This is a genomic window from uncultured Enterococcus sp., assembly GCF_913775425.1.
Classification (GTDB): Bacteria; Bacillota; Bacilli; order Lactobacillales; family Enterococcaceae; genus Enterococcus_G.
In genome coordinates this window covers 23,908-47,910 of record NZ_CAJYIS010000024.1, presented here as the reverse complement: position 1 = coordinate 47,910, position 24,003 = coordinate 23,908, and the positions used below count along the sequence as shown (strand labels likewise).

Genomic DNA, 24,003 nt, shown 5'->3' with positions numbered 1-24,003 from the left:
CAAAATCCATCGCATCAATTGCCACGACTTCGATCCCGGCTTCTGTCATTCCACAATTTCCCGGGCAACAATAGACAGTAGTGACTTGCTGATCTTGAAGTAGCGTTTTTGCAATTGCATGTTCTCGTCCACCTTGACCTACAACTAATACATTCATCGACTTCTCCTCTTAATGACGGAAATGACGAGAGTGGGTAAAGATCATCGTCACTCCATATTTATTGGCCATATCAATCGATTCTTGATCTTTGATGCTTCCTCCAGGTTGAATAATGGCTTTGATGCCATTTGTTGCAGCGACTTCTACGCTATCAGACATCGGGAAAAAAGCATCGCTTGCAAGCGCGATTGTTGTTTGATCCATTTTATCTTTCGCTTGATTCAACGCGATTTCTACAGATCCCACTCGGTTCATTTGTCCTGCTCCGATACCGACTGTTTGTGTGTGGTCAGCCAAAACGATCGCATTTGATTTCACGTGTTTTACCGTACGCCATGCAAATAATAAAGCCTCAATTTCTGCTTCTGAAGGATTGCGTTTGGTCACGACTTCCCAATCGGAGACTTCTGTTTTTTGTGCGTCCACTGCTTGTACAAGCATTCCACCACTTACAGAAGTATATTCCCAGGCCTCTGTTTTTTTCGTTTTCAATTCAATTTGGAGCAAACGAAGATTTTTTTTCTTTTCTAATAACGCTTGTGCTTCTGGGGTATAGCTTGGTGCTAAAATTACTTCTAAAAACAACTGACTCATCTGTTGTGCGACTTGGACATCCACTTCACGATTGCATGCAATGATTCCACCAAAGATTGAAACTGGATCCGCTGCATAGGCTTTTTCAAACGCTTCAGCTAACGTGTCGGCACTGCCCACACCACATGGATTCATATGCTTAACCGCCACGACTGTTGGTTTTTGGAATTCCTTAGCAATTTCTAAAGCAGCATCTGCATCTTTGATGTTGTTATAAGACAATGCTTTCCCGTGTAACTGTGTCGCTCCAGCAATCGTATCTTTTGTCGCTTGTTCTTGCACATAAAAAGCCGCTTCTTGATGAGGATTTTCACCATAACGTAACGGTTGCTTTTGAGTATAAGAAAGCACTAGTTTTTCAGGCAAATGTGCTTCTTGAGCGATAAAATAATTGGCGATCATCGCATCATAACTTGCAGTATGTTGAAACACTTTCATCGCTAAATTCCGGCGTGTTTGATAGCTTGGTTTGCCGATTTCGTTGATTTCACTAAGCACATGCGCATAATCTTTTTGATCTACCACGACGGTAACGTGCGCAAAATTTTTGGCTGCTGAACGCAACATGCTTGGACCACCGATATCGATTTGTTCGATTGCTTGCGCTTCGATCACATCAGGGTTGGCAATCGTTTTCGCAAAAGGATATAAATTCACCACTACGAGATCGATCGGTGTGATTTCATTTTCTGCTAAAGCTTCTACATGTGAGGCTTTGCTTAGATCTGCTAATAACCCAGCATGAATCATCGGATGCAATGTTTTTACTCGTCCATCTAACATCTCTTTGAATCCCGTTACCGCATCGATTTCAATCGTTTCCACTCCAGCCTGTTGCAACACAGCTCGAGTGCCTCCTGTGGAAATGATTTCAAAATCTGCTTGTCGTAAGGCTTTTGCAAAGTTCACAATCCCGGTTTTGTCTGATACGCTGATTAAAGCACGTTTTGTCATATCGTTTTCTCTCCTTTAAGTAAATCCTGAATAACTTTTGGATAATAGTGATGTTCAACTTCATGAATTTTTGTCGCAAACTGCGCAAGAGATTCGCCTTCATCTAAAGGTACTTGTTTTTGAAAAATGATCGGCCCAGTGTCCATCCCAGCATCTACATAATGGATCGTAATTCCAGAATAAGCGACTTTTTCTTCAAAGGCTCGTTCGATACTGTCTTTTCCAATAAATGCTGGCAATAAAGATGGATGAAGATTGATAATCTTATGCGTATAAGGTTGTAAGATGGTCTTACCAATCAAACGCATGTAACCAGCTAAGATGATCCAATCGATCGCGTGTTCATTCAAATAATAAAGGACCTGTTTTTCGTATTCTACTTTAGTGGCAAAATGACACGGCTCAATAACGTAATAAGGAACAGCTAAACGTTCCGCTCGTTCAACTACTTTAGCATTCGCTTTATCACAAATTAAGCAGCCGATTTCTGCTGGAAAGTCTTCTTCTAAGCTAGCCTTGACGATCTCTTCAAAATTCTGGCCATTTCCAGAAGCAAAAATAGCGATTTTCATAGCGTCTCCTCAAAAACTAGGTCGTGTTGGTGTTTTTCTTTTACAGAACCAATGACATAAAACGGAGTAGCACAAGTATTAAACTGCTCTGCTAACGTTTCGAATTGGTCTTTTGCAATGCACACAACCATCCCGATCCCCATATTAAAGACGTGAAACATCTCATTTTGCTCTAGGTTGCCTAACTGTTGGAGATAATCAAAAATTGGCAAGATCGGCCAACTTCCTAAAGTGATATGTGCTGCTAAATGCTCTGGTAGCATCCGGGGAATATTTTCATAAAAACCACCTCCGGTAATATGCGCTAAACCTTTGATTTGCTGGTGCGCTAAAGGTTCTGCTAACTGATCAACATATATCGTGGTCGGTGTCAACAATTCTTCTCCTAATGTATGCGTTAAAAAGGGTTGCGTATAGTCGATTTGATTCGTTTCTAAAATTGAACGAACTAGTGAATATCCATTTGAATGCACCCCACTAGAAGGCAAGCCAATCAATAGATCTCCAGCTTGAATATCAGATTTTGGCAAGAGCGCTTCTTTTTCAGCAACCCCTACACAAAAACCAGCTAAATCAAATTCATCTTCTGTGTAAAGACCAGGCATTTCTGCAGTCTCGCCACCAATCAACGCCATCTGACCGTTATGACATCCTTTAGCAATTCCTGAAACAATCGTAGCCGCTTGTGTAGGATCCAATTTTCCAACGGCTAGATAATCTAAGAAAAATAACGGACGTGCACCTTGTGCGATGACGTCATTGACACACATCGCCACACAATCAATCCCAATAGTATCGTAAGTAGCAAGTGCTTGTGCCACTAATAATTTTGTCCCCACGCCATCTGTCCCAGAAACCAAAACAGGTTGTTTGATGTGATAGGCACTTAAATCAAATAAGGCCCCAAAGTTTCCTAAACCACCCATTACACCTTTAATCTTGGTCTTATCGACGACATCTTTGATTTTTTCAACCGTTTCATATCCTGCTTTGATATCTACGCCTGATTTTAAATAGGCTTCACTCATTTTACCTCTCCTAACACGATTGGACGCAGTTGCGTTTTATTTTGTAAAAATTCCGCTTCATAATCATATAATGGTGTGGGATAGTCTCCATTGAAATACGCCATACACAACCCTTGATAAGGAGCGCTTACTGGTAGATTAATGGCCGCAATCAACCCTTCTTCACTTAAAAAGGCTAACGAATCTGCCCCAATTTTTTCAGTCATTTCGGCAAGCGTATAGTTCGCTGCGATCAACTCCTGTTGCGTTTGGATGTCGATTCCATAAAAACAAGGATATTTTAATGGCGGAGCAGCAATGCGCAAGTGGACTTCTTTTGCTCCGGCTTCTTTTAGTAACGAAACAATCCGTTGACTGGTCGTCCCTCGAACAATCGAGTCATCAACTAAGATCACGCGCTTGTTTTCCACTACTTTGCGAACTGCCGATAACTTCATCCGTACACCTTGTTCACGTAACGCTTGAGTTGGTTGGATAAACGTTCGGGCTACGTATTGGTTTTTGATCAAACCCAATTCATAAGGAATATTTGCTTCCTCAGCATAACCACTGGCAGCCGATAGTGAAGAATTCGGTACCCCAATGACCATATCCGCTTCGATATAGGCTTCTTTAGCTAATAATTTTCCCATCGTTTTTCTTGCTGTATGGACATTGACACCATAAATATTAGAATCTGGTCGGGCGAAATAGACAAATTCCATCGAACAAATCGACAATTGTGTTTGATTTGTGTATGAAAAAATTTCAATGCCATTATGATCGATCCACACAACTTCACCTGGCAATACATCACGATAAAATGTCGCTCCGATCGCATCTAAAGCGCACGTTTCTGAAGCAACCACAAACCCTTCGTTAGGCAGCACTCCAATCACCAAAGGACGAAATCCATTTGGATCCAGCGCTGCAATCAATGCTTGGTTCGTTAGTAACACGTAAGCAAATCCACCTTGTACTAGATTTAAAGCTTCTACAAGCTGTTCTCTCAAAGTCGGTTTTTGACTACGTCGAATCAAATGCGCCAAGATTTCCGTATCTGAATTCGAATGAAAAATGGCTCCTTCTGCTTCTAACATTCGATGCAGACTTTTGGCATTGGTCAAATTGCCATTATGTGCTAACGCCAATTGTTCATATTCAAATTGAAATAAAAATGGTTGAATATTTTCTAATCCCCGATTTCCAGAAGTCGCATAGCGTACATGTCCGATTGCAGCTTGCCCTGCTAGTTGTTCCATATACTGTTCATTCGAAAACACATCTGATAATAACCCTAAACCGCGATGGCCTACTAAATGACCATACTCATCTCGAGCAACGATCCCCGCACCTTCTTGTCCTCTGTGTTGTAGAGCATGTAGACCAAAGTACGTCATTCTAGCAGCATCTGGTGCATTAAATACACCAAACACCCCACATTCTTCATTTAAGCTTTTAGATTCAGTAATTTGCACAACGCACCCTCCCAGATTTCTAACATATCGTGTACTTGAAATTGGTAATGATTGGTTGGTGTTTTGATGTTCATGACCGGATCTTTTGTTACGGTTCCAATACATGTCGCACTTGTCTGTGCTAACGCCTCAAACTGAGCTTGCTGTGCCTTGTTCACACTGACGATAAACCGAGAAGGTGTTTCTGAAAACAACCAAGCATCTGTATAAGACCAATCAATCGTAAACCCTAATTGACTTTGCATGCTAGCTTCTGCTAGGGCAATCAACACCCCACCTTCTGCACAATCGTGCGCACTTGAGAGTAGCTGTTGATCGATCGCTTTTTTGACAATCTGCTGATGGGCGACTTCTTTGTCTAAATCAAATGCACCTAACGTCCCAAATTGACTTCCCGTCAACCATTTTTGCAGTTCACTACCGGCAAAAAAGGCGTCTGTATCGCCAATCACATAAATCAAGTCATCTGCTTCTTTGAACCATTGTGTTGTGGTCTGTGCGACGTCTTCAATCAATCCGACCATTCCAATAATTGGAGTAGGGTAGATCGCTTGACCGTTCGTTTCATTGTACAATGAAACATTACCTGAAATAACTGGTGTTTGAAGTGCTTTGCATGCTTGAGCAATTCCTTTTGCAGATTCTTGTAATTCATAAAAAACTTCAGGATTTTCTGGCGAACCATAATTTAAACAATCGGTGATCGCTAACGGAGTTGCACCACTTGCCACTAAATTACGTGCTGCCTCTGCTACAGCTAATTGACCGCCAACTTCAGGATCTAAATATAAGTAACGCGCATTGCAATCCATGGTCATCGCTAACGCTTTTGTAGTACCTTTGATCCGTACTACTGCTGCATCGCTTCCTGGTGTGACAACCGTATTCGTTAAGACTTGACTGTCATAGGTTTCAAAAATCGCACGTTTAGACGCGATCGTCGGTTGTGCTAATAAAGCAGTCAGTGTCTGTTCTACGTCGCAATCTAAAACACTATAAGGTGTCGCCTCCATTAATCGTGCAGGTTTTGTTGCAGGTAGTTGATATTCTGGTGCCTCATCTACTAAAGCAGAAACTGGGATATCTGCTACACAAACCCCTTGATGATACAAGCGATAGTCGTGATCATCTGATACATGACCAATTTCGACTGCTTCTAAATGATAACGTGAAAAAATCGCTTTTACAGTTTCTTCATGACCTTTGTTGACGCAAATCAACATCCGCTCTTGTGATTCAGAAAGCATCATTTCATAAGGTGTCATATTGGTCTCACGCTGTGGCACATCATCTAAATATAAGACTAAACCTGCATCAGCCTTTGAGGCCATCTCTGCACTAGAAGAAACGAGACCCGCAGCACCCATATCTTGGATCCCCACAATCGCTTCGCTATGATGATGGATCAGTTCTAAGCAAGCTTCTAATAATAGTTTTTCCATAAATGGATCCCCTACTTGGACAGCTGAACGATTTTGCTCTTTTTCATCAGTAAACTCTTCTGAAGCAAACGTTGCCCCATGGATACCATCACGTCCGGTTTTTGCTCCTACATAAAAAATCGGATTGCCGACACCTTTTGCTTGCCCTTTTTGGATCTGATCGTGTTCGATCAAGCCAACACACATCGCATTGACTAAAGGATTGCCTTCATAACACGCATCAAAAGCTACTTCACCACCTACTGTTGGAATCCCGATACAATTTCCGTACCCACTGATACCAGCGACTACTTGTTCTAATAGATACTTCGTACGTGGTGTCGTCAATTCACCAAAGCGCAACGAATCTAATAAAGCAATCGGGCGTGCTCCCATACTGAAAATATCACGAATGATTCCACCAACACCTGTTGCAGCTCCTTCATAAGGCTCGACTGCTGATGGATGATTGTGACTTTCGGCTTTAAACACGACCGCTAGACCATCACCGATATCTACGATTCCAGCTCCTTCACCTGGACCTTGCAAAACTTGCGGTCCTGTCGTTGGGAAGGTTTTTAAAATCGTTTTTGAATGTTTATATGAACAATGCTCACTCCACATTACGGAAAACAATCCGGTTTCGGTGTAGTTTGGTCGGCGATCAAGTAAACGACAAATGAGTTGATACTCTTCATCCGTTAATCCCCATTGTCGGTACCATTGCTTTTCAAAAATTTCATCCGCCGTATACTCGCGCTCAATTGTGCTTGGCATATTGACTCTCCTTTTGATTGGATTCATTTGGTGCTAATGATGTAAAGAAACGTTGACCATCGATAAACCCTAAAATCGCTTCTACCGCTCGTTCAGGATGGGGCATCATTCCCAGTACATTTTTTTCTTTGTTTGTCACACCTGCAATTTGCGCTACACTACCATTTACATCAGTCGTATAGGTAAATGCGATCTGATCATTATCTTTTAATTCAGCTAACGTTTCTTCATCACAGTAATAATTCCCCTCGCCATGCGCCACAGGTAAGGTAATGACTTCGTTCGGCTCATAGGCATTTGTAAACGGTGTGTCTACAGAAGTTACCGTTAACGTTACGGGTTTACAAATAAATTTTAACGAAGTGTTTTTTCTCAATGCGCCTGGAAGTAACCCTGCCTCAGTCAAAATTTGAAAGCCATTGCATGTACCAAAAACTAATTTTCCTTCTTTAGCAAATCGTGTGACTTCACTCATCACAGGTGCAAAACGTGCAATCGCACCACAACGCAAATGATCCCCATACGAAAAACCACCTGGTAAAAACACCGCATCAAAACCCGAAAGAGAAGTGGCTTCATAAGAAACAAGTGTTGCATCTAATTGCGGCTGTTGTTTGATCGCATGATACAAATCTTGATCACAATTTGATCCTGGAAAGACAATAACGGCAATCTTCACGCGTGCACCTCACTTAATGGTACGATTTCATATTCATACGTTTCCATTGTGTGATTGACAAGCAGTTGTTCACACAACGCTTCGATCATCGGTTCTAATTCACTTGCTAGCGAGTCAACAGTTACCTCAAAATATTTCCCCATGCGAACTTCGTTTACTTCCATAAATCCTAATTGATGACACGCTTGACAGATGGATTGTCCTTGAGGATCTAAAATTGATTCTTTATACGTTACATTTAATTTAATAAGATACATGATGAACGAGCTCCTTTGTCTGATTGATTCGTGCATAAACTTCTTGATACGCTTTTAACACGTCGCCTGTTTGTTTGCGATAAAGATCTTTGTCTAATGATGCACTCGTTTTAACGTCATGCAAACGACAAGTATCTGGTGAAATCTCATCACCTAAGATAATGTTTCCAGATGTGTCAAAGCCAAATTCTAATTTAAAATCGATTAAGTCTAAATCGAGTGTTGCAAAATAAGAAACCAATACTTGATTGATACGTAGAGCGAGTTGGCGTATGGTCGCCAGTTGATCTTTTGTGACTAATTTGAGATGGAAAATATGATCATCATTAATAAAGGGATCGTCCAAACGATCATTTTTATAATAATATTCAACGATTGGGGTCTGAAATGAAATGGGTTCTGTAAGTTGAAAACGAGTCATAAAACTCCCAGCACTAACATTACGAATTACGACTTCTAGCGGAATCATATCTAATTTTTCAACTAATTGTTCGGTTTTTGACGTTTTTTCAATAAAATGCGTTGGAATGTTTTGATCAGCAAGTTGCGTAAATAATGCACTCGTAATCGCATTGGTTAATTCACCTTTTCCTTGACACTGATCCTTTTGTTTACCATTCAAGGCGGTCAATTGATCTAAATACTCAACTAACACTTGATTTTCTAAGCTTGTTTGATAAATTTTTTTGGCTTTTCCTTCGTACAGTAACCCTGTATTTTCCATGCTACACCTCATTTAGATTTATTTTCCTGTTAGCCTGAATTCTACGCATCTTCTTTTTCATCGTCAACGAAATATTTACAATTATTTAAAAAACATTTGTTAACGTTCGTATTTTAAAAAAAATAACAAAAAAGATAACGTTTACATTTTTAGAATTTGGTGCTACACTACAAAAAAAGACTAAAGGAGTATGCATCATGGTGCCAGACAATCAATCTATCATCCAATTCCTCACTTATCTTTCTGCAAATACCCGGATGCGCATGCAAGAAGATCTGCAAGCGATTTTGGAGCTAGATCGTCTATCAAAGCTCAATACAGCTGCGATTATCAAATCGCATCGCTTTTCTTTTCGCCTAAAACGCACATCGCATTACCGGATCTTTCAATATACGAATGTCTGCAACAAAGAATTGATCATTAAAGTCAATTACACCAGACACTTTTTTAGCGAACAGATCAAAATCGATGCTTGGTTTGATTTTTCAGATGTAGATATCTCGTTTTTAGAAACTTTAGTGCACTATACCAAACAACTTCCACCTACACCGACTTATTTAATCTATGCCTCATAAAAAAGAAGCTGTGACAGAAGTGGGCAGCCCAAAAAAATAAGCCAAATCATTCCGACAATAGGTTCGCCTATTTTGGTAATGATTTGGCTTATTTTTCGAAGGAGTTACTTCTGGAACACCGTTTATTCTATAGAGGGTGTTCCAGACTTTTGTTACACCCTATTTTTATCCATTCTTTTTATGTTTGACTTGTTTAACCATTCCCATCAAAAAATCGAATTGCCCTTTAAAAGACATTGCTTGATCAAATAGATCTTGGCCATTAGCCAACATATTGACGGTAACCCAACCCATTACTTCAGTGATCGTCAACGCAACCGTTGCATTGATCGCGCCACCGGCTACAGTTCCGACACCTGGGACAAACTTCAACATATTCCCTACCACACTACGACCAAACCCGACAACCACAATTTCTTTCCCTACACTTTTGGCGATCCCTTCTGTCCAAGATTGACCAAAAACTTTATGCAAACGTGCCATCATCACTAATTGTACTGGAACCAATAAGGCAGCATCTGAAAATGGAATCGGCGAAAATCCGATAATTGCAGCACTCAATGCGGCAGCGTGGATAATTTGGTGGCTTTTCTTTTGCTGTTCTTTTGAAACATTTGTTAAAAACTCCCGAAAGATCGGTTCGTATTCGGCCTGTTGTTTCGCCACTAGTTTTTCAGCTTGCTGTTTAGTAGCAGCCAAACTATTTTGAATCACTGCAGCTGTCTTTTTAGGGAATTTTTTTAGCACCTCTTTAAAAAACGAATCAAATTCCGCTTCATCACTTGATTTCAGTAGCAGATCTTCTGAATGATCTACTTCTTGCTTTTGTTCAGCTACCGGCTTTTCTTCTTTGCTTAATGACTTGGTCGATGTTGAGGAACTTGTTTTTTTACGTTGATAAAATTTCATTTTGCTACTCCTTTATTTTTTTGTCACTACTGGATCTAAACGTTTTTCGATTTGGCCTAATACAAAATCAGAAATAATCGCCATTAACGCAGTAGGTAAAGCACCTGCTAAAATAATCGAGGCTCCATCTGTAGCATTCGTTCCACGAATGATAATATCACCTAGACCACCTGCTCCTACGAAAGCCCCGATAGCAGTAATTCCAATCGCAACGACTAGCGCATTTCGAATTCCTGCCATGATGACTGAAATCGCTAAGGGCAATTCGACCATGTATAGGCGTTGGAATGCCGTCATTCCCATGCCTTTGCCGACATCTAAAATGGCACGGTCAACTTGGACCATTCCCGTATACGTATTTTTGATAATCGGTAGCAATGAATATAAAAAGACGGTAATAATGACGACATTTACCCCTAAACCAAAGGCAATCATTAAAATTGAAATCATTGCCAAAGAAGGAACCGTTTGGATGATATTAGCCAAACGAATAATCCAATTTGCTAAACGACGTTTTTTAGAAATCAAGATCCCGATTGGAATCGCAACGATCGCTGCAAACAATACTCCGTAGATCGAAATCAAAAAATGGCGTAAAAATTGTTCAAAAACATATCCGCCATTTTCATTGAAATAATAGATAAATTGTTCGAAAACATTCATATTTTGTAGATCCATTTACTTGTCCTCCTCAAAATAGTCATGTTCTTTTAAGAAATTTTTTGCGACGATACTGGGTTCGACCAAGTTATTGTCGGCTTCATAATTGAGTTTTTGCATTTCTTCAGTAGAAATTTTGCCACCGAGTTTGTCAATAATCTGAACTAATTCTGGCATTTCTGCTACTAATTGATCGCTAATGACTGGCACTGCATCATAAGGCGGGAAGAATTTACGATCGTCTTCTAGCATCACTAGATCGTAACTAGCAATTCGACCATCCGTTGAATAACCAAGTACCACATCCATTTTCCCCGCAGCAACTGCATCGTAAACTAAGCCAATTTGCATCGGTAAAATCGTTTTAAACGAAAAGCCATACTCTTTTTGGAAGCCTTCATATCCATCTCCCTTACGTGTGATCCAAGAGGTATCGACACCAGCACTTAATTGATCGGCAACTTTTTTTAAGTCACTGACTGTTTTCAAATTATATTTTTCTGCTGTATCTTTACGAACTAAAAAGACATACGTATTGTCAAATCCATAAGGCGTTAGCCAAGTTTGATCAAACCGCTCTTTGAATTCTTTTTTCACCGTATCAAGTGCTTTTGTGGGATCTTTTAATGGATCTAGACCCAATGTTGTGGTCAAATCTGTCCCCGTGTAACGTGCGGCAGAAATCTGAGCATCTTGATTGATCATCGCTTGATGATTGATGGTAGTCGTGGCTAAATTATTAATGACAGTAGTCTTTTTATCTGTATAATGCTCAATCATTTCAGCCACCATACTTCCGAGTATTTGTGACTCCGACGTAATCCCACCTGTAATGGCAATCGTATCTTCTGATTGATTTGACGCTAATCCCGGAAATGAACAGGCACTAAATAAAAAACTCATCCCAATTAAGCTAAGCAACATTCCGATTCGTTTTTTCATCTCTACGCCCCCCTCAAAGCTTTTGGTGTAAAGAGGTGTTCTGCTCCACCTAGTAAAAAGTCCGCTAGCAAGGCAAGGATCGTAACAGGAATCGTTCCTGCTAAAATAAGATCTGGTTGATAATTATTTAGTCCGCTAAAAATCATATCGCCCAACCCACCAGCACCGATATAAGAAGCTAAAGTAGCCCAAGCAATCACATAAACTGCTGCCAAACGAATACCTGCCATAATTGTTGGCACTGCTAGTGGCAATTCTACTCGAAAAATCGATTCTAGATTTGTCATGCCCATCCCCTTAGCGACATCCTTATATTCTGGACTGACATTATTCATGCCAATGTATGTATTTCTTAAAATCGGAAGTAAGGAATAGATAAAGAGCGCAATGATCGCGGGAAATTTCCCCACACCAAACAAAGGAATCATCAAGGCGAGTAAGGCAAGTGAAGGAATCGTTTGTAAAGCACTCGTTACGGTAATTATAAGATTTGCTATTTTTTTCGAGCGTGTCAATGCAATGCCTACAGGTACGGCAATCACAATACCTAAAAATAGGGCAATCGCTGAGATGTATAGGTGTTCTAAACTTTTTTGGAGCATTTCCACTCCGTACTTATCAAAAAATTCTTTCATTCCCTTTACTCCTCTCCTTTTGCATCTAAAGCGGTACTGATGGTTTCTTCCTCGCCCCAAATCACATCATATACAAGATCAACCAACGAAGCTCTCGTTAAAATCCCGGTCAATTTGCGGTCATGATCCACGACAGGAACATATTTTATCCCACGTTTTAAAATTCGCTGCAAGGTATCACGTAATAGAGAATCTTGGCGCACATAAAATACTTTGGTATTCATCGCTTCTTCTACTGTTTTTTTCGTTTTGCGCAAGCGGTCAATCATTTCGACATCGATAAATCCAATTAAGGTATTGGCTTCATCCACTACAAGTAACGTATCCACACGCTTTTCTCGCATGACGCGTATCGCTTCTTGTAGTGATTTGTCACGAGTGATGGTAATTGGGGTTGCCAATTGCACTTCACCGATCGTTGTTGCATCTGGTCTAGCTTGTAATAAGCGGTCTTCACCGATCAATTCTTCGACAAATGAATTAGCAGGTGCTTGTAAAATATGTTCCGGTGTATCAAACTGTACCACTTTTCCTTCACTCATAATCGCAATCCGGTTGGCTAATTTTAATGCTTCGTCCATATCGTGGGTCACAAAAACGATTGTTTTGCCTAAGCGTTCTTGTAAATCTTTTACCAAATCCTGCAACGCATCACGTGTGATCGGATCTAGCGCACCAAAGGGTTCATCCATTAAAATAATATCTTGATCTGCAGCTAGTGCACGTACGACTCCGATCCGTTGTTGTTGTCCACCAGAAAGTTCTGCTGGATAACGATCGAGCATCTCACGTGGCAATTCGACGAGATCGATCATTTTTTCAGCCGTGCGGTCACGCTCTTCTTGACTTACTTTTAATAGTTTTTGGACCAAGGTAATGTTCTCACGAATCGTCATATGCGGCATCAAGCCAATACTTTGAATCACATAGCCGATTTTCCGACGTAGATCAACAGGATTTAGTTCTTCGATATTTTGACCATCAATCAAGATTTCGCCAGTAGTCGGCTCATTCATGCGATTGATCATGCGCATGCATGTCGTCTTGCCACTTCCACTCGTCCCGATAAAACAAATAAATTCCCCTTTATTAAACGATAAATTGACATCTTCGACTGCAACTTTCCCCCCTTTATAAATTTTTGACACATGCTTAAATTCAATCATCTTTACTTCCTCCTTTTCCCGTACTTCTTTATTTTATTATGCAAGAACTTTCGTCATTTTTCTACTTTAACGCTTTCAACTAAAAAAACAGCGAACCTTTAAAGAAAGGTTCACTGTTTTTTTATTCGCCTAAGCCTACACGTTCAAAAATCAAATCGACATTTTTCAAATGGTAGTTATAATCAAATGCGTCATCTAACTCTTCTTTAGATAACGTAGCCATAATTGTTTCATCTGCTTCCAATAATGGTCTAAATAAGCGTTGCTCATCCCAAGCTTGCGCTGTTTTTGGTTGAACCAAATCATAGGCTTCTTCACGTGTCATGCCATGATCGATCAACTTTAATAAGACACGTTGGCTATAGATCAAGCCAAAAGTCGCATCCATATTGCGACGCATATTTTCTGGGAATACCGTTAAATTCTCTACCAAACGCGCAAAGCGATTGAGCATATAGTCTAATAGAATCGTTGTATCCGGTAAAATAATCCGTTCCGCAGAAGAATGTGAGATATCACGCTCGTGCCACAATGGAACATTTTCATAAGCAGTTAAGACGTGCCCACGGATCACACGTGCAAGACCTGCCATATTTTCAGAGCCAATCGGATTGCGTTTATGTGGCATCGCCGAAGAGCCTTTTTGCCCTTTTGCAAAAAATTCTTCGACTTCACGAGTTTCAGACTTTTGCAACCCGCGAATCTCGGTTGCGAATTTTTCAATACTAGTGGCGATCAACCCCATCATCGCGACGTATTCTGCATGCAGATCACGTGGCAATACTTGCGTTGAGATTTCTTGAGCACGAATCCCTAGTTTTTCGCAGACATAACTTTCAACAAACGGTGGGATATTGGCAAAAGTTCCAACAGCTCCACTGATTTTTCCAGCTTCGACGCCTTTTGCTGCATGGTCAAAACGCTCGATGTTGCGTTTCATCTCGGAATACCACAATGCCAATTTCAACCCAAACGTAGTTGGTTCCGCATGCACGCCATGTGTGCGTCCCATCATGACTGTATGTTTATACGCTTTAGCCTTTTGACCGATCACCTCTGTCAAACGAACCAAGTCTTCTCTTAATAAATCATTGGCTTGTTTTAATAGATATCCGTAAGCGGTATCGACAACGTCTGTTGATGTCAATCCATAATGGATCCACTTGCGTTCTTCGCCAAGTGTTTCAGATACCGCACGTGTGAAGGCTACTACATCATGATGGGTTTGTGCTTCGATCTCTAAGATTCGTTTGCTATCAAATGACGCATGTTCACGAATTTTTTTGACATCATCTTTAGGAATCTCACCTAATTCTGCCCAAGCTTCATCGGCTAATATTTCCACTTCTAACCATGCATTGTAGCGATTTTCATCTGTCCAAATTTCCCCCATCTCAGGGCGTGTATAGCGTTCTAACATGTGTATCTCCTTTTTATTCCCAAATTTTTGTTTGTTTTACTTCTTCTAATGTCGACTCAACATCTTCAGTCGGAATGGTGATATGTCCCATTTTACGATAGATCTTGGCTTTGTCTTTTCCATAATAATGAAATTGCCAATGCGGTTTTTCAGGGATCATCGTATAGGATTTTTGCAGTTCAATCCCTAAAATATTGACCATAACGGCAGCAGTTGTTTGACGTACTGGAGCAAGTGGCCAACCACAAATCCCACGAATATGAGCGTCAAATTGACTCATCGTACACGCTTCGATTGTATAGTGTCCAGAATTATGCGGACGCGGTGCCAATTCATTGACATAAAGACTGCCAGAAGCCGTTAAAAACATTTCTACTGCTAATACACCGCGCAAATCAAGCGCTTGTGCCAATACCAACGCGATTCGTTTAGCCTCAGCAGCAACGTCTTCTGAAATTCTTGCTGGCGCGATCGTTTGGTATAAAATATTTTTACGATGCACGTTTTCGACTACAGGAAAAGTCGTATATTCACTCCCGTTACCGGCAACTAAAATTGATAATTCTTTTTCAAAAGGAATCCATGCTTCTAATTCACACGTTCCTTGGCGCAATAACGTCATCGCTTCAGAGACATCACTGCGACTTTTCAAGACCAATTGTCCTTTGCCGTCATATCCTCCACGCGTTTGTTTTAATACACAAGGATAACCTAAACTATCGATTGCATCTTGGATATCCGTTGGACTGATGATCGTAGCGTATGGGGCAATCACGATATTTTGTTCTTCTAAAAAGGCTTTTTCTAATAAACGATCTTGAGTAATCGCTAAGAGATCCGTCCCTTGAGGAATCGATGCATCTGCTGATAAATGATTCAATGCTTCTACACTTACATTCTCAAATTCATACGTCAACACATCACAGCGTTTAGCCAATTCACCCAACGCAAGTGTGTCTTCATAATCAGCGACAATATGCCAATCGGCAACTTGCGCTGCTGGACAGTCATTTGTTGGATCTAATACTCCTACTCTAAAGCCCATATTTTTGGCACTCATGGCCATCATTCTTCCAAGTTGTCCGCCACCGACGATTCCAATCGTCGCACCTGGCATCAATAGGTTACTCAAGTTGATCACTACTTTCTTCCACGATTTGCATCAATTCATTTCGATATGTTGCTAATTTTGCTTCCATATCTCTATCATATATGGAAACGATTTGTGCCGCAAGTAGTCCCGCATTAATTGCACCAGATTTTCCAATTGCAGTCGTCGCTACTGGGATCCCACCTGGCATCTGTACGATCGAAAGTAACGAATCCATTCCATTCAATGCTTGACTTTTCACTGGTACCCCAATCACTGGCACTGTAGTTTTCGCTGCAACCATTCCTGGTAAATGTGCTGCTCCTCCTGCACCCGCAATAATCACATCGTAGTGCTCACGAGCAGTATCTGCAAACGCATATAATTTGTCTGGCGTTCTATGCGCCGATACGACTGCTTTGTCATATGCAATACCAAATCGTTCTAATACTTCACAACTGTGCTTCATGGTTTCCCAATCCGACTTACTTCCCATAATCACTGCAACTTTTCGTTTCATCTCACTGACTCCTTTATTTTATCTAGCTCAAAAAAGCACATACGTCTAATTCGACGTATCTGCTATAGGCATTGATTTTTGTTTACGAGATTTTACTTGAAATAAACTATTTAAACAAACTGCACTAATACTGCTCATCACGATGCCATTGCTCGTAAACATTTGGATCGCTTCAGGAAAATGTGCAAATAAAGTCGGCATCATATTAAACCCTAAACCAAAACCTAGAGAGATTGCAACCGTCAATAAGTTCCGTTCATTTGAAAAATCGATATGATGCAACATTCTAAGGCCGGCCACTGCGACCATGCCAAACATCACTAGCATTCCTCCGCCTAATACAGGTTCTGGAATGACTTGGGCTACAGCACCTACTTTAGGAAATAAGCCCAATACGACCAATAGACCACCAGCGATCATGATCGGTTTACGCGAAGTGATCGCTGAAAGTTGAACAAGTCCGACATTTTGTGAAAAACCAGTATGCGGAAATGTATTGACGATGCCTCCTAATAAGATCGCCAATCCTTCTGTGCGATATCCACGTTCTAAATCTTTTGTTGTCAATTCTTTATCACTTAGTTCTGCTAAAGCAAAATAGACACCTGTCGACTCTACCATGCAAACTGTAACAATAATAATCATTAAAACGATGGGGATGACATGGAATGTGGGCAAACCAAAATAAAATACTTTAGGCAACTGAAACAGCGCAGCCTGTTGGATCGGTACAGTTGAAATCCCTGTTGTGACCATTGCAAACAGTGTTCCCCCAACTAGACCGATTAACACGGCGATCGAACGTAAAAACCCTTTACCAAATCCTTGAACCAGTAAAATCAGCACAATCGTAACAAAGGCTTGACTTAACGATACAAATGAACCAAAGTTTTCACCGTTTTGATTGCCACCACCCATTTTTTCAATAGCTACAGGAATCAACGTCAAGCCAATCGTCGTAATGACCGTCCCTGTCACGATCGGTGGAAACAAGCGTTTGATTTTTGAAAACGCACGTGCAAAGAACATTAAAAAGAAGCCAGCAGCAATAACTGCACCAAATACTGCGGGCAAGCCGTATTGTTGACCAATCAAAATCGCTGGTCCTACTCCTTGAATCGCACATCCCAACATCACTGGTAATCCAATCCCAAAAAAGCGACTGATTGTTACTTGAAGTAAAGTGGCGATCCCACACATTAAAATATCGATAGATAACAAATACGTCAAGGCTTCATTGGATAGGCCTAATCCAGTGCCAATCAATAACGGCACAGCAATCGCACCTGCGTACATTGCGAGTAAATGTTGAATCCCTACTAAAGAAGCCTGTGCATGACGTGTCTTCATTTTGTCTCATCCTCTACAAATTCAATTTTTTCTTGTTCTAAAGAGGCGATTCTCGCCAAAGAATAAACGGATAATCCTAAAGATTCTAATACGTGACGTCCTGGCTGGAAGGATTTTTCAATCAAAATCCCGATACCACAAACACTAGCTCCAGCTTGTTGGCACAACTCAGCTAATCCTTTTGCGGCTTGACCGTTAGCTAAAAAATCATCGACGATCAAGATACGATCTGATTGCTGTAAAAATTTTTTAGAGATCGAAATTTGGCTCGTTACTTGTTTCGTAAATGAATAGACTTCACTTGTGACTAATTCTTCATCCATCGTTAAACTTTTCGTTTTGCGGGCAAAAATCATCGGAACACCTAATGCTTGTGCTGTATAAACAGCCGGTGCAATACCAGAAGATTCTAGTGTGACGACTTTTGTAATGTGTTGTGCTTGAAATTTTCGGGCAAATTCTTGTCCAATTTTTGCCATTAATTCTGGATCAACTTGGTGTGTGATGAACGAATCCACTTTTAATACCCCTTGTGTCAATACGTTGCCATCTTGTAGAATTCGATCTTGTAATTCTTTCATACGAAACCCCTTTTAACTGTAGTAAGGTATTTTCCACTGCCAAACTTATGTTAGTCTCCGTCAATAAAAAAAGTGCACCTTTTTTGCTACGCAAAAAAGATACACTAAGACAGCGTACTTTTTTACTCATAGTCTGATATTTACGGTATCAGGTAGAAACTGTCGACCAATTACGACGATATATAAGTAAGGACTAATTATGAAAAACTCAAGTTTTATTATGCCGATTATTTTACAAAAAAACAAGCAAAAAAATAGGTAAAGACCTATTTTTTTGCTGAATGTTCGGAATCAAACTGTTCTTTTTCAGATTCACGGTATTTTTTCATTTTTGCACTAAACAATTCTCCATTGGTAGGAGGCGTATAGCTGATCGCATTGGCTCCAGCTTTGATTGTTGCCAATATTTCTTTTTCTGTCGGGCCGCCAGTCGCAATAATAGGCAATTCTGGATATTTTTCTCGAAAATAACGAACAGTATCTGCCGTGTCTTTTCCAGCACTGATGTTGATGATCTTCACACCAGCTGCTAATTTTTCTTCAATTTCACTATAGCGACTCGTCACGGTACTAATTACCGGAATATCAACGACTTTACAAACTGATTTCACCGTTTGAACAGGCGTTGGTGCATTGACCACAACACCTAAAGAGCCTTGGGCTTCTGCAAATAGACTCATATACACACAACGTTGGCCTTGAGTCAACCCTCCTCCAACACCAGAAAATACTGGGATATTTGCTGATTCAATGATACTTTTTGTAATTGCTGGATGAGGGGTAAACGGATAGACTGCAATCACCGCGTCTGCATTGGTGTTGTGGATTACGGCGATATCAGTTGAAAATAAAATCGATTTGATTTTTTTACCAAATAATCTGATCCCGCTTGCTTCTTTAATGACCTCAGGTACTTTGACGATGTCTTGACGTAATGCCGAACTGACTTCTGGAACAAATGCTTCCATTTGGATCACTTCCTCTAATCATATTGGTATAACGCATTTTCTTCGATAACAGTTTTGATTTTTTGCGCATAAGTAGGATCAGTTGCATAGCCTGCTTCTTGTAAAGCGTCCGCTGCTGCTTCATAATTTGTAGCCGTTAATACACCTTCATATTTTTGTGGATTCCAGGTTACTCCATTGACAAATAATAACGTGTGATCGTCCATAGAGGCTTCCCATGAATCATAAACACGAAACTCACCTTTAATCGTAATCCACTGCTCATTGACGAATTCTTGTGTATCTAACTTGATTTTTTTTTGATTCCCATATGCTTTGATCCCAAATAAATTATTGTATTTACTTGCAAGCTCGCTTTGGCCCCAATCGGATTCTAAAATCGCTTGCCCTAAAATAATACTAGGCAAGATACCATATCCTTCTTGTAATTCTTTTGCATGAGGAACTAGTGTCTCGATAAAGGCTTCGCGACTTACTGGTTCATTTGATTGTGTATGGGTTACGTATTCAAAGATGGGTGTCGTCAGTTGCTTTAAGGAAAAGACAAACGCGCCTAAAATGAGTACAAACCCAAGCAAAATCATTCTTTTTTGACGTTGCTGCTTCTTTTTCTTCATGATCCCTCTTTTTTAAATTTCTTCTAACCGCTCATTCATCCATTCGATCAAGGCTTGCGGCTCTCTTGTAATGGCTTTTTGCAAAACAGCCGGTACCCGAAAACTTAATACGTCATCAAAGCCCCACTCTCCATAAGCGACCGTTACTTTTAAATGCAACCACTGTTGGCCGTTTTGTTGCCGATCTTGTGGTAATAACTCTACCGATCCAAACCCATGTTGCAACCATTCTTGAGCAATTTTTAATTTCATTTTTCGATACTCTTCCATTGCAACAGTTCGTTTTTCTGGATAGATCACTGTTTGTCGGAGTACTTTTTGGACGACCATCCATTCATAGTCGCTAAATAAATTGACAATTTTTTGATTGAGTTCTGGTGAAAGATTCGTCAGGCCATCTTTCCATAATTGCCATTTTTCATCTGTAATCCCTAACGTGTTTGCCACAAATTCCTCTTCTGAAAGATATTTTTCCAAGATCGTTTGCGTTACGATATCTACATAAATCGAATGCATGTTTTTTTCCTCCTTTTACTTTCGCTTGACATCTTTGAATGTATCAAAAAATTCGGATTTAATTTCGATAAATCCTTTAAATGATTGTAAAAATTGAAATAATCGCGCTCTGTTTTCAAATTCACTACGGTCTTTTGGCAAGGGTTGTTGTTGATAGAAATGAAATAGTTGTTCCACTTTTTCAAGTAAGCGTGTGCCATCATTCCGCTCTGCAAACGTATTGGCAGTAAAAGCTAAAACCAATTTCAACTCTACTAATAAAGCAGGGTCGACTGTGATCGTCTGTTGCAAAGCTAACATGTCTTGTAGCATGCGAACTTGGGCGCTACGCATCAAAAAATATTCTTCAAAATAAATCGGCTCGTCGAAGAAATGATCTTCTTGATACAAACGTGCCTGTCGTTGTCCTTCATGCAATTTATTCATTAACACGGTACTATCTTGAACCAATTCGACAAGTTGGTTAGCATCTGGCCATGTCGATAAATCCGATAATAACTGACGAAATAAGGATTCTGTTGCTTGTTGTTGTTTCACCAATTCTTTTTGACGATCTGGCATATAAAGATTAAATAACACTGCCATTCCTGCTCCAATGCCCATCAACAAAAATTCGTTGACAATCAAAGACGGTGAAAAATGGGCTTCTGTCAAGTAATGCGTCACCAAAACCGAACTGACTACGATCCCTTCGGTTAACTTCAACTTTACAACAATCGGAATAAAAAGCAATAGATAAATCCCAAAGCCTATTGGCGAAAATCCAATCAACTCAAAAATGATAAAAGAGATCAATGTTGCAACGATTAATGATAAGAGTCGTTCAATCCCTGCGTGCAATGAATTTTTTTTTGTACCTGCCAAACTTAAAATAGCAATGACTCCTGCCGATGCGGCAAAATGCAGTCCTAATATGGATGCAAGATACATCGCAATCACACTGGCAATCGCTGTTTTGATCGTTCGTAATCCAATTCTCATCTAATTGACTCCTTTATCACTCATTGGCTTTTAGCGCATCAAGCATATTGATTTTTTTAAGCGCGCGATGCGTCGCCACACCTACTATTGCGACAAATAAATACGTCAAGCCAATAGCATAGACATAACTCATCGGATTAATCGTCGGTGAGAACATCGTTGTATCCATCTCGACAGTCTGAATGACATACCGATGCAACATCATCCCCAAGCCAGAACCTAAAGCCATTCCTACAGTAGCCAAAATGATATTTTCACGAACAATATAAAACGTTACTTCCCGATCAAAAAATCCTAAGACTTTAATTGTCGACAATTCACGTAACCGTTCGGCGACACTCATTGTGTTTAAACTATATAGTACAATAAAGGCCAATAGACCCGCTGAAATAATCAAGACCCACATCACGATCGTCAATACGCCTAAAGAACTTTCCAATTCCGCTTTTGTTTTGCTTAAATAACTTACATTGATCACGTCACTGTTCGTTTTCCACTCATCAGCCAATCGATCTTGTAAGGTGGTTGTTAGAGGGCTGTTAAACGTCATGAGCGCTGTCGTATAAACGGGTGTTTCTTTTGTCACTTCTTGGTAGTATTTGTTTGTCATATAAAGAGCATGCCCAACATAATTTTCCGTAATTCCAGCGATCGTTACAGTAAACTCTTGGTCGTCTGTTTGTTTAACAGTAAATGTATCTCCTTTTTTTAACGAGAATAATTTCGCTAATTTTTGGGTAATGATTGCGCCTTGATCAGTTAAGGTCAACTTGTTTTTTTGATCAGGTGAGATCAATCGGTAAAAGTTTGGTAATGCACCGTTAGTTTCTGGCACAATCACTGAAACCGATTGTTTTGACGCATCTGTACTCGTTGTTGTCACTTCTTCCATAAAAATCGGTAACACTTGTTTGACTTCTTTAGTTTGTTCCAACGTCTTCATTGTAGACGGGTTTTCTTGACTCAGTGTCACGACAGCTTCATAACGCCATAATTTATCAAATTGTAACGGAATCATTTCACTGATCGAATCTTTTAGTCCAAATCCCGTCAAAATCATCGCCGTACAACCTGCAATCCCTAAAATCGTCATCCACATCCGCGTTTTATAGCGAAACAAATTACGAAACATGACTTTATAAGTAAAGCTCAAGCGACGCCATAAAAACGTAATGCGTTCTAATAAAATCTTTTTCCCTGCTTTAGGGGATTTAGGACGCATCAAGACTGCTGGAACCTTTGTCAGTTCGACACGAACGACAAAAAAGGCGACCACGACGGTACAAAGAAGCGAAACGCCTGTAGCTAAAAGTACAAGATTGATTTGCCACGGTGTTTGGTAACCGATAATATCATATACCTGTCCATACGCTTCGATGATAATCCGCGGAAACAAATAAAAACCAATACCTAACCCCACGACGATACCACTGACACAAGCAAGCATGACGTACAGTAAAAATTTAGATGCAATCTCTAGCGGGCGATATCCTAAAGCAAAATATGTTCCAATTTCTAGACGCTTTTCCTCGACCATCCGGCTCACAGAAGTCAAACTGATCAACGCAGCGACAAAAAAGAAAATAACAGGAAATACGGTTGCCAAAGAAGCGATTCGATCGGCATTTTGATCATATTCTTCATATCCAGGTAGATCTGTTCGCGTCGTAATGAAAATGGGCTGTGAGAGAAAAGATTGACGCGCATCTTCTGGTAGTGCCTGTGCTTGTTTCATTAGAGCATTTTTATAGGCTGTTTCAATCGTTTGTTTCACTGCTGCTTTTTCTTTTTTTGTCGTGTGTGGATTAAAAGTCAAAGCCAATCGATTCGGAGTATTTGCTGTAAAATTTTCAGGTAAAGTGTACGCAAAATAAGTCAACGAACCGTTTTTTAACATAGTCGTTCCACGATTGTCTTTTGCTAAAAATTCAGGACTTAATACGTATCCGACAATTTTATAGTTCGTTTGGTTCAGCTCTTTTGATTGCTCAAAGGTGAGCGTATCCCCCAACTGATAGCCTGTGACCCCTTGTGCATTCGCATCGATCACGATTTCATCTTTTGCTTGTGGTAACTGTCCTTTTACAACGGTCAGTTTATTAAGAACTGGATCCTCATCATAAGAGAATAAACGAATGACGGCTTGTTGATCTTTTTGTGTCACATCTACTCTATCTTGTGTTTGAACTTTAGCCACGTCTGATTCTTCGTTGATCGTCTTCACTGTCGATTCATCTAAACCACTTGGCGCGTAGATGAACCAATCGGCTAGATCTGTCCGCGTGTAATAATCAGTTGCGGCTTGTTTCATATCCGGACCTGTAGCGCTGATGCCCACAAAAAAGGCAACACCTAATAAAATAATCGTCATCAGAGCGAAAAAGCGTCCGGGTGTCGACTTGATTTCACGTAAACTAGTTTTTAATAACGTTTTTTTCATCAGACCACCA

Annotated in this window: 25 protein-coding genes and 1 riboswitch; of the genes, 1 reads left to right on the top strand and 24 read right to left on the bottom strand. The window is 40.2% G+C overall.

Annotation, left to right across the window (positions count from 1 at the left end; genetic code table 11):
* The 9 genes from QZ413_RS02725 to purC all read right to left on the bottom strand — a co-directional run.
* Positions 1-157: phosphoribosylamine--glycine ligase N-terminal domain-containing protein (locus QZ413_RS02725; RefSeq protein WP_297076068.1), on the bottom strand; the 157-nt coding region annotated here is incomplete at its 3' end.
* Between the two features lie 12 nt (positions 158-169).
* A complete protein-coding gene (gene purH, locus QZ413_RS02720; RefSeq protein ID WP_297076063.1) occupies positions 170-1,708 on the bottom strand; it encodes a bifunctional phosphoribosylaminoimidazolecarboxamide formyltransferase/IMP cyclohydrolase in 1,539 nt (512 codons plus the stop codon).
* Positions 1,705-2,280, bottom strand: a complete 576-nt coding sequence (purN, locus tag QZ413_RS02715; protein ID WP_297076061.1) for a phosphoribosylglycinamide formyltransferase — start codon at positions 2,278-2,280, stop codon at positions 1,705-1,707. The genes purH and purN overlap by 4 nt, the downstream gene beginning before the upstream one ends.
* Positions 2,277-3,308: a phosphoribosylformylglycinamidine cyclo-ligase gene (purM, locus tag QZ413_RS02710; protein ID WP_297076058.1), complete on the bottom strand. Its 1,032-nt coding sequence runs from the start codon at positions 3,306-3,308 to the stop codon at positions 2,277-2,279. The genes purN and purM overlap by 4 nt, the downstream gene beginning before the upstream one ends.
* The gene (gene purF / locus QZ413_RS02705) at positions 3,305-4,765 is read right to left on the bottom strand and encodes an amidophosphoribosyltransferase (protein ID WP_297076055.1); all 1,461 of its coding nucleotides are present in this window, start codon (positions 4,763-4,765) and stop codon (positions 3,305-3,307) included. Before purF ends, purM begins: the two co-directional genes overlap by 4 nt.
* Entirely contained in the window at positions 4,738-6,963 is a 2,226-nt protein-coding gene (gene purL / locus QZ413_RS02700; protein WP_297076052.1) for a phosphoribosylformylglycinamidine synthase subunit PurL, read from the bottom strand. The genes purF and purL overlap by 28 nt, the downstream gene beginning before the upstream one ends.
* Complete coding sequence (purQ, locus tag QZ413_RS02695; RefSeq protein WP_297076051.1) at positions 6,947-7,642, bottom strand: phosphoribosylformylglycinamidine synthase subunit PurQ; 696 nt, start codon at positions 7,640-7,642, stop codon at positions 6,947-6,949. The genes purL and purQ overlap by 17 nt, the downstream gene beginning before the upstream one ends.
* On the bottom strand, positions 7,639-7,899 hold the full coding sequence (gene purS, locus QZ413_RS02690; RefSeq protein WP_297076049.1) for a phosphoribosylformylglycinamidine synthase subunit PurS: 261 nt from the start codon (positions 7,897-7,899) through the stop codon (positions 7,639-7,641). The genes purQ and purS overlap by 4 nt, the downstream gene beginning before the upstream one ends.
* Positions 7,886-8,623, bottom strand: a complete 738-nt coding sequence (purC, locus tag QZ413_RS02685; RefSeq protein ID WP_297076046.1) for a phosphoribosylaminoimidazolesuccinocarboxamide synthase — start codon at positions 8,621-8,623, stop codon at positions 7,886-7,888. The genes purS and purC overlap by 14 nt, the downstream gene beginning before the upstream one ends.
* A 197-nt stretch (positions 8,624-8,820) precedes the next feature.
* Between purC and QZ413_RS02680 the strand changes: the two genes are divergently transcribed.
* Positions 8,821-9,198: a hypothetical protein gene (locus QZ413_RS02680; protein WP_297076044.1), complete on the top strand. Its 378-nt coding sequence runs from the start codon at positions 8,821-8,823 to the stop codon at positions 9,196-9,198.
* Positions 9,199-9,363: 165 nt separating this feature from the next.
* On the opposite strand, the gene QZ413_RS02675 is transcribed toward QZ413_RS02680, so the two are convergent.
* From QZ413_RS02675 to QZ413_RS02605, 15 genes are all read right to left on the bottom strand, one after another.
* Positions 9,364-10,107, bottom strand: a complete 744-nt coding sequence (locus QZ413_RS02675; protein ID WP_297076042.1) for a YcjF family protein — start codon at positions 10,105-10,107, stop codon at positions 9,364-9,366.
* A 12-nt stretch (positions 10,108-10,119) separates the two neighbouring features.
* Positions 10,120-10,785, bottom strand: a complete 666-nt coding sequence (locus tag QZ413_RS02670; RefSeq protein WP_297076040.1) for an ABC transporter permease — start codon at positions 10,783-10,785, stop codon at positions 10,120-10,122.
* Positions 10,786-11,709 carry an osmoprotectant ABC transporter substrate-binding protein gene (locus QZ413_RS02665; RefSeq protein WP_297076037.1) on the bottom strand — a complete coding sequence of 308 codons (924 nt, stop codon included), beginning with the start codon at positions 11,707-11,709 and terminating at the stop codon, positions 10,786-10,788.
* A 2-nt stretch (positions 11,710-11,711) separates the two neighbouring features.
* Positions 11,712-12,344 (bottom strand): ABC transporter permease, encoded by a 633-nt coding sequence (locus QZ413_RS02660; protein ID WP_297076034.1) that lies wholly within the window; start codon positions 12,342-12,344, stop codon positions 11,712-11,714.
* 5 nt (positions 12,345-12,349) lie between these two features.
* Positions 12,350-13,510 carry a betaine/proline/choline family ABC transporter ATP-binding protein gene (locus QZ413_RS02655; protein ID WP_297076031.1) on the bottom strand — a complete coding sequence of 387 codons (1,161 nt, stop codon included), beginning with the start codon at positions 13,508-13,510 and terminating at the stop codon, positions 12,350-12,352.
* Positions 13,511-13,631: 121 nt separating this feature from the next.
* On the bottom strand, positions 13,632-14,930 hold the full coding sequence (gene purB / locus QZ413_RS02650; RefSeq protein WP_297076028.1) for an adenylosuccinate lyase: 1,299 nt from the start codon (positions 14,928-14,930) through the stop codon (positions 13,632-13,634).
* A 13-nt stretch (positions 14,931-14,943) separates the two neighbouring features.
* Positions 14,944-16,071: a 5-(carboxyamino)imidazole ribonucleotide synthase gene (gene purK / locus QZ413_RS02645; RefSeq protein ID WP_297076025.1), complete on the bottom strand. Its 1,128-nt coding sequence runs from the start codon at positions 16,069-16,071 to the stop codon at positions 14,944-14,946.
* On the bottom strand, positions 16,055-16,540 hold the full coding sequence (purE, locus tag QZ413_RS02640) for a 5-(carboxyamino)imidazole ribonucleotide mutase (RefSeq protein ID WP_297076023.1): 486 nt from the start codon (positions 16,538-16,540) through the stop codon (positions 16,055-16,057). Before purE ends, purK begins: the two co-directional genes overlap by 17 nt.
* Before the next feature lie 45 nt (positions 16,541-16,585).
* Positions 16,586-17,890, bottom strand: coding sequence for a nucleobase:cation symporter-2 family protein (locus QZ413_RS02635; protein WP_297076021.1), 1,305 nt, complete (start codon positions 17,888-17,890; stop codon positions 16,586-16,588).
* Entirely contained in the window at positions 17,887-18,471 is a 585-nt protein-coding gene (locus tag QZ413_RS02630) for a xanthine phosphoribosyltransferase (RefSeq protein ID WP_297076019.1), read from the bottom strand. Before QZ413_RS02630 ends, QZ413_RS02635 begins: the two co-directional genes overlap by 4 nt.
* A 109-nt stretch (positions 18,472-18,580) precedes the next feature.
* A riboswitch (purine riboswitch) is annotated at positions 18,581-18,677 on the bottom strand.
* A 60-nt stretch (positions 18,678-18,737) separates the two neighbouring features.
* Complete coding sequence (locus QZ413_RS02625) at positions 18,738-19,439, bottom strand: hydrolase (protein WP_297076016.1); 702 nt, start codon at positions 19,437-19,439, stop codon at positions 18,738-18,740.
* Between the two features lie 14 nt (positions 19,440-19,453).
* Entirely contained in the window at positions 19,454-20,056 is a 603-nt protein-coding gene (locus tag QZ413_RS02620) for a glycoside hydrolase family 73 protein (RefSeq protein WP_297076015.1), read from the bottom strand.
* A 12-nt stretch (positions 20,057-20,068) separates the two neighbouring features.
* Positions 20,069-20,572 (bottom strand): hypothetical protein, encoded by a 504-nt coding sequence (locus tag QZ413_RS02615; protein WP_297076013.1) that lies wholly within the window; start codon positions 20,570-20,572, stop codon positions 20,069-20,071.
* Between the two features lie 15 nt (positions 20,573-20,587).
* Positions 20,588-21,553: an aromatic acid exporter family protein gene (locus QZ413_RS02610; RefSeq protein ID WP_297076011.1), complete on the bottom strand. Its 966-nt coding sequence runs from the start codon at positions 21,551-21,553 to the stop codon at positions 20,588-20,590.
* A gap of 16 nt (positions 21,554-21,569) precedes the next feature.
* Positions 21,570-23,993: an FtsX-like permease family protein gene (locus tag QZ413_RS02605; RefSeq protein WP_297076009.1), complete on the bottom strand. Its 2,424-nt coding sequence runs from the start codon at positions 23,991-23,993 to the stop codon at positions 21,570-21,572.
* Between the last annotated feature and the right edge of the window lie 10 nt (positions 23,994-24,003).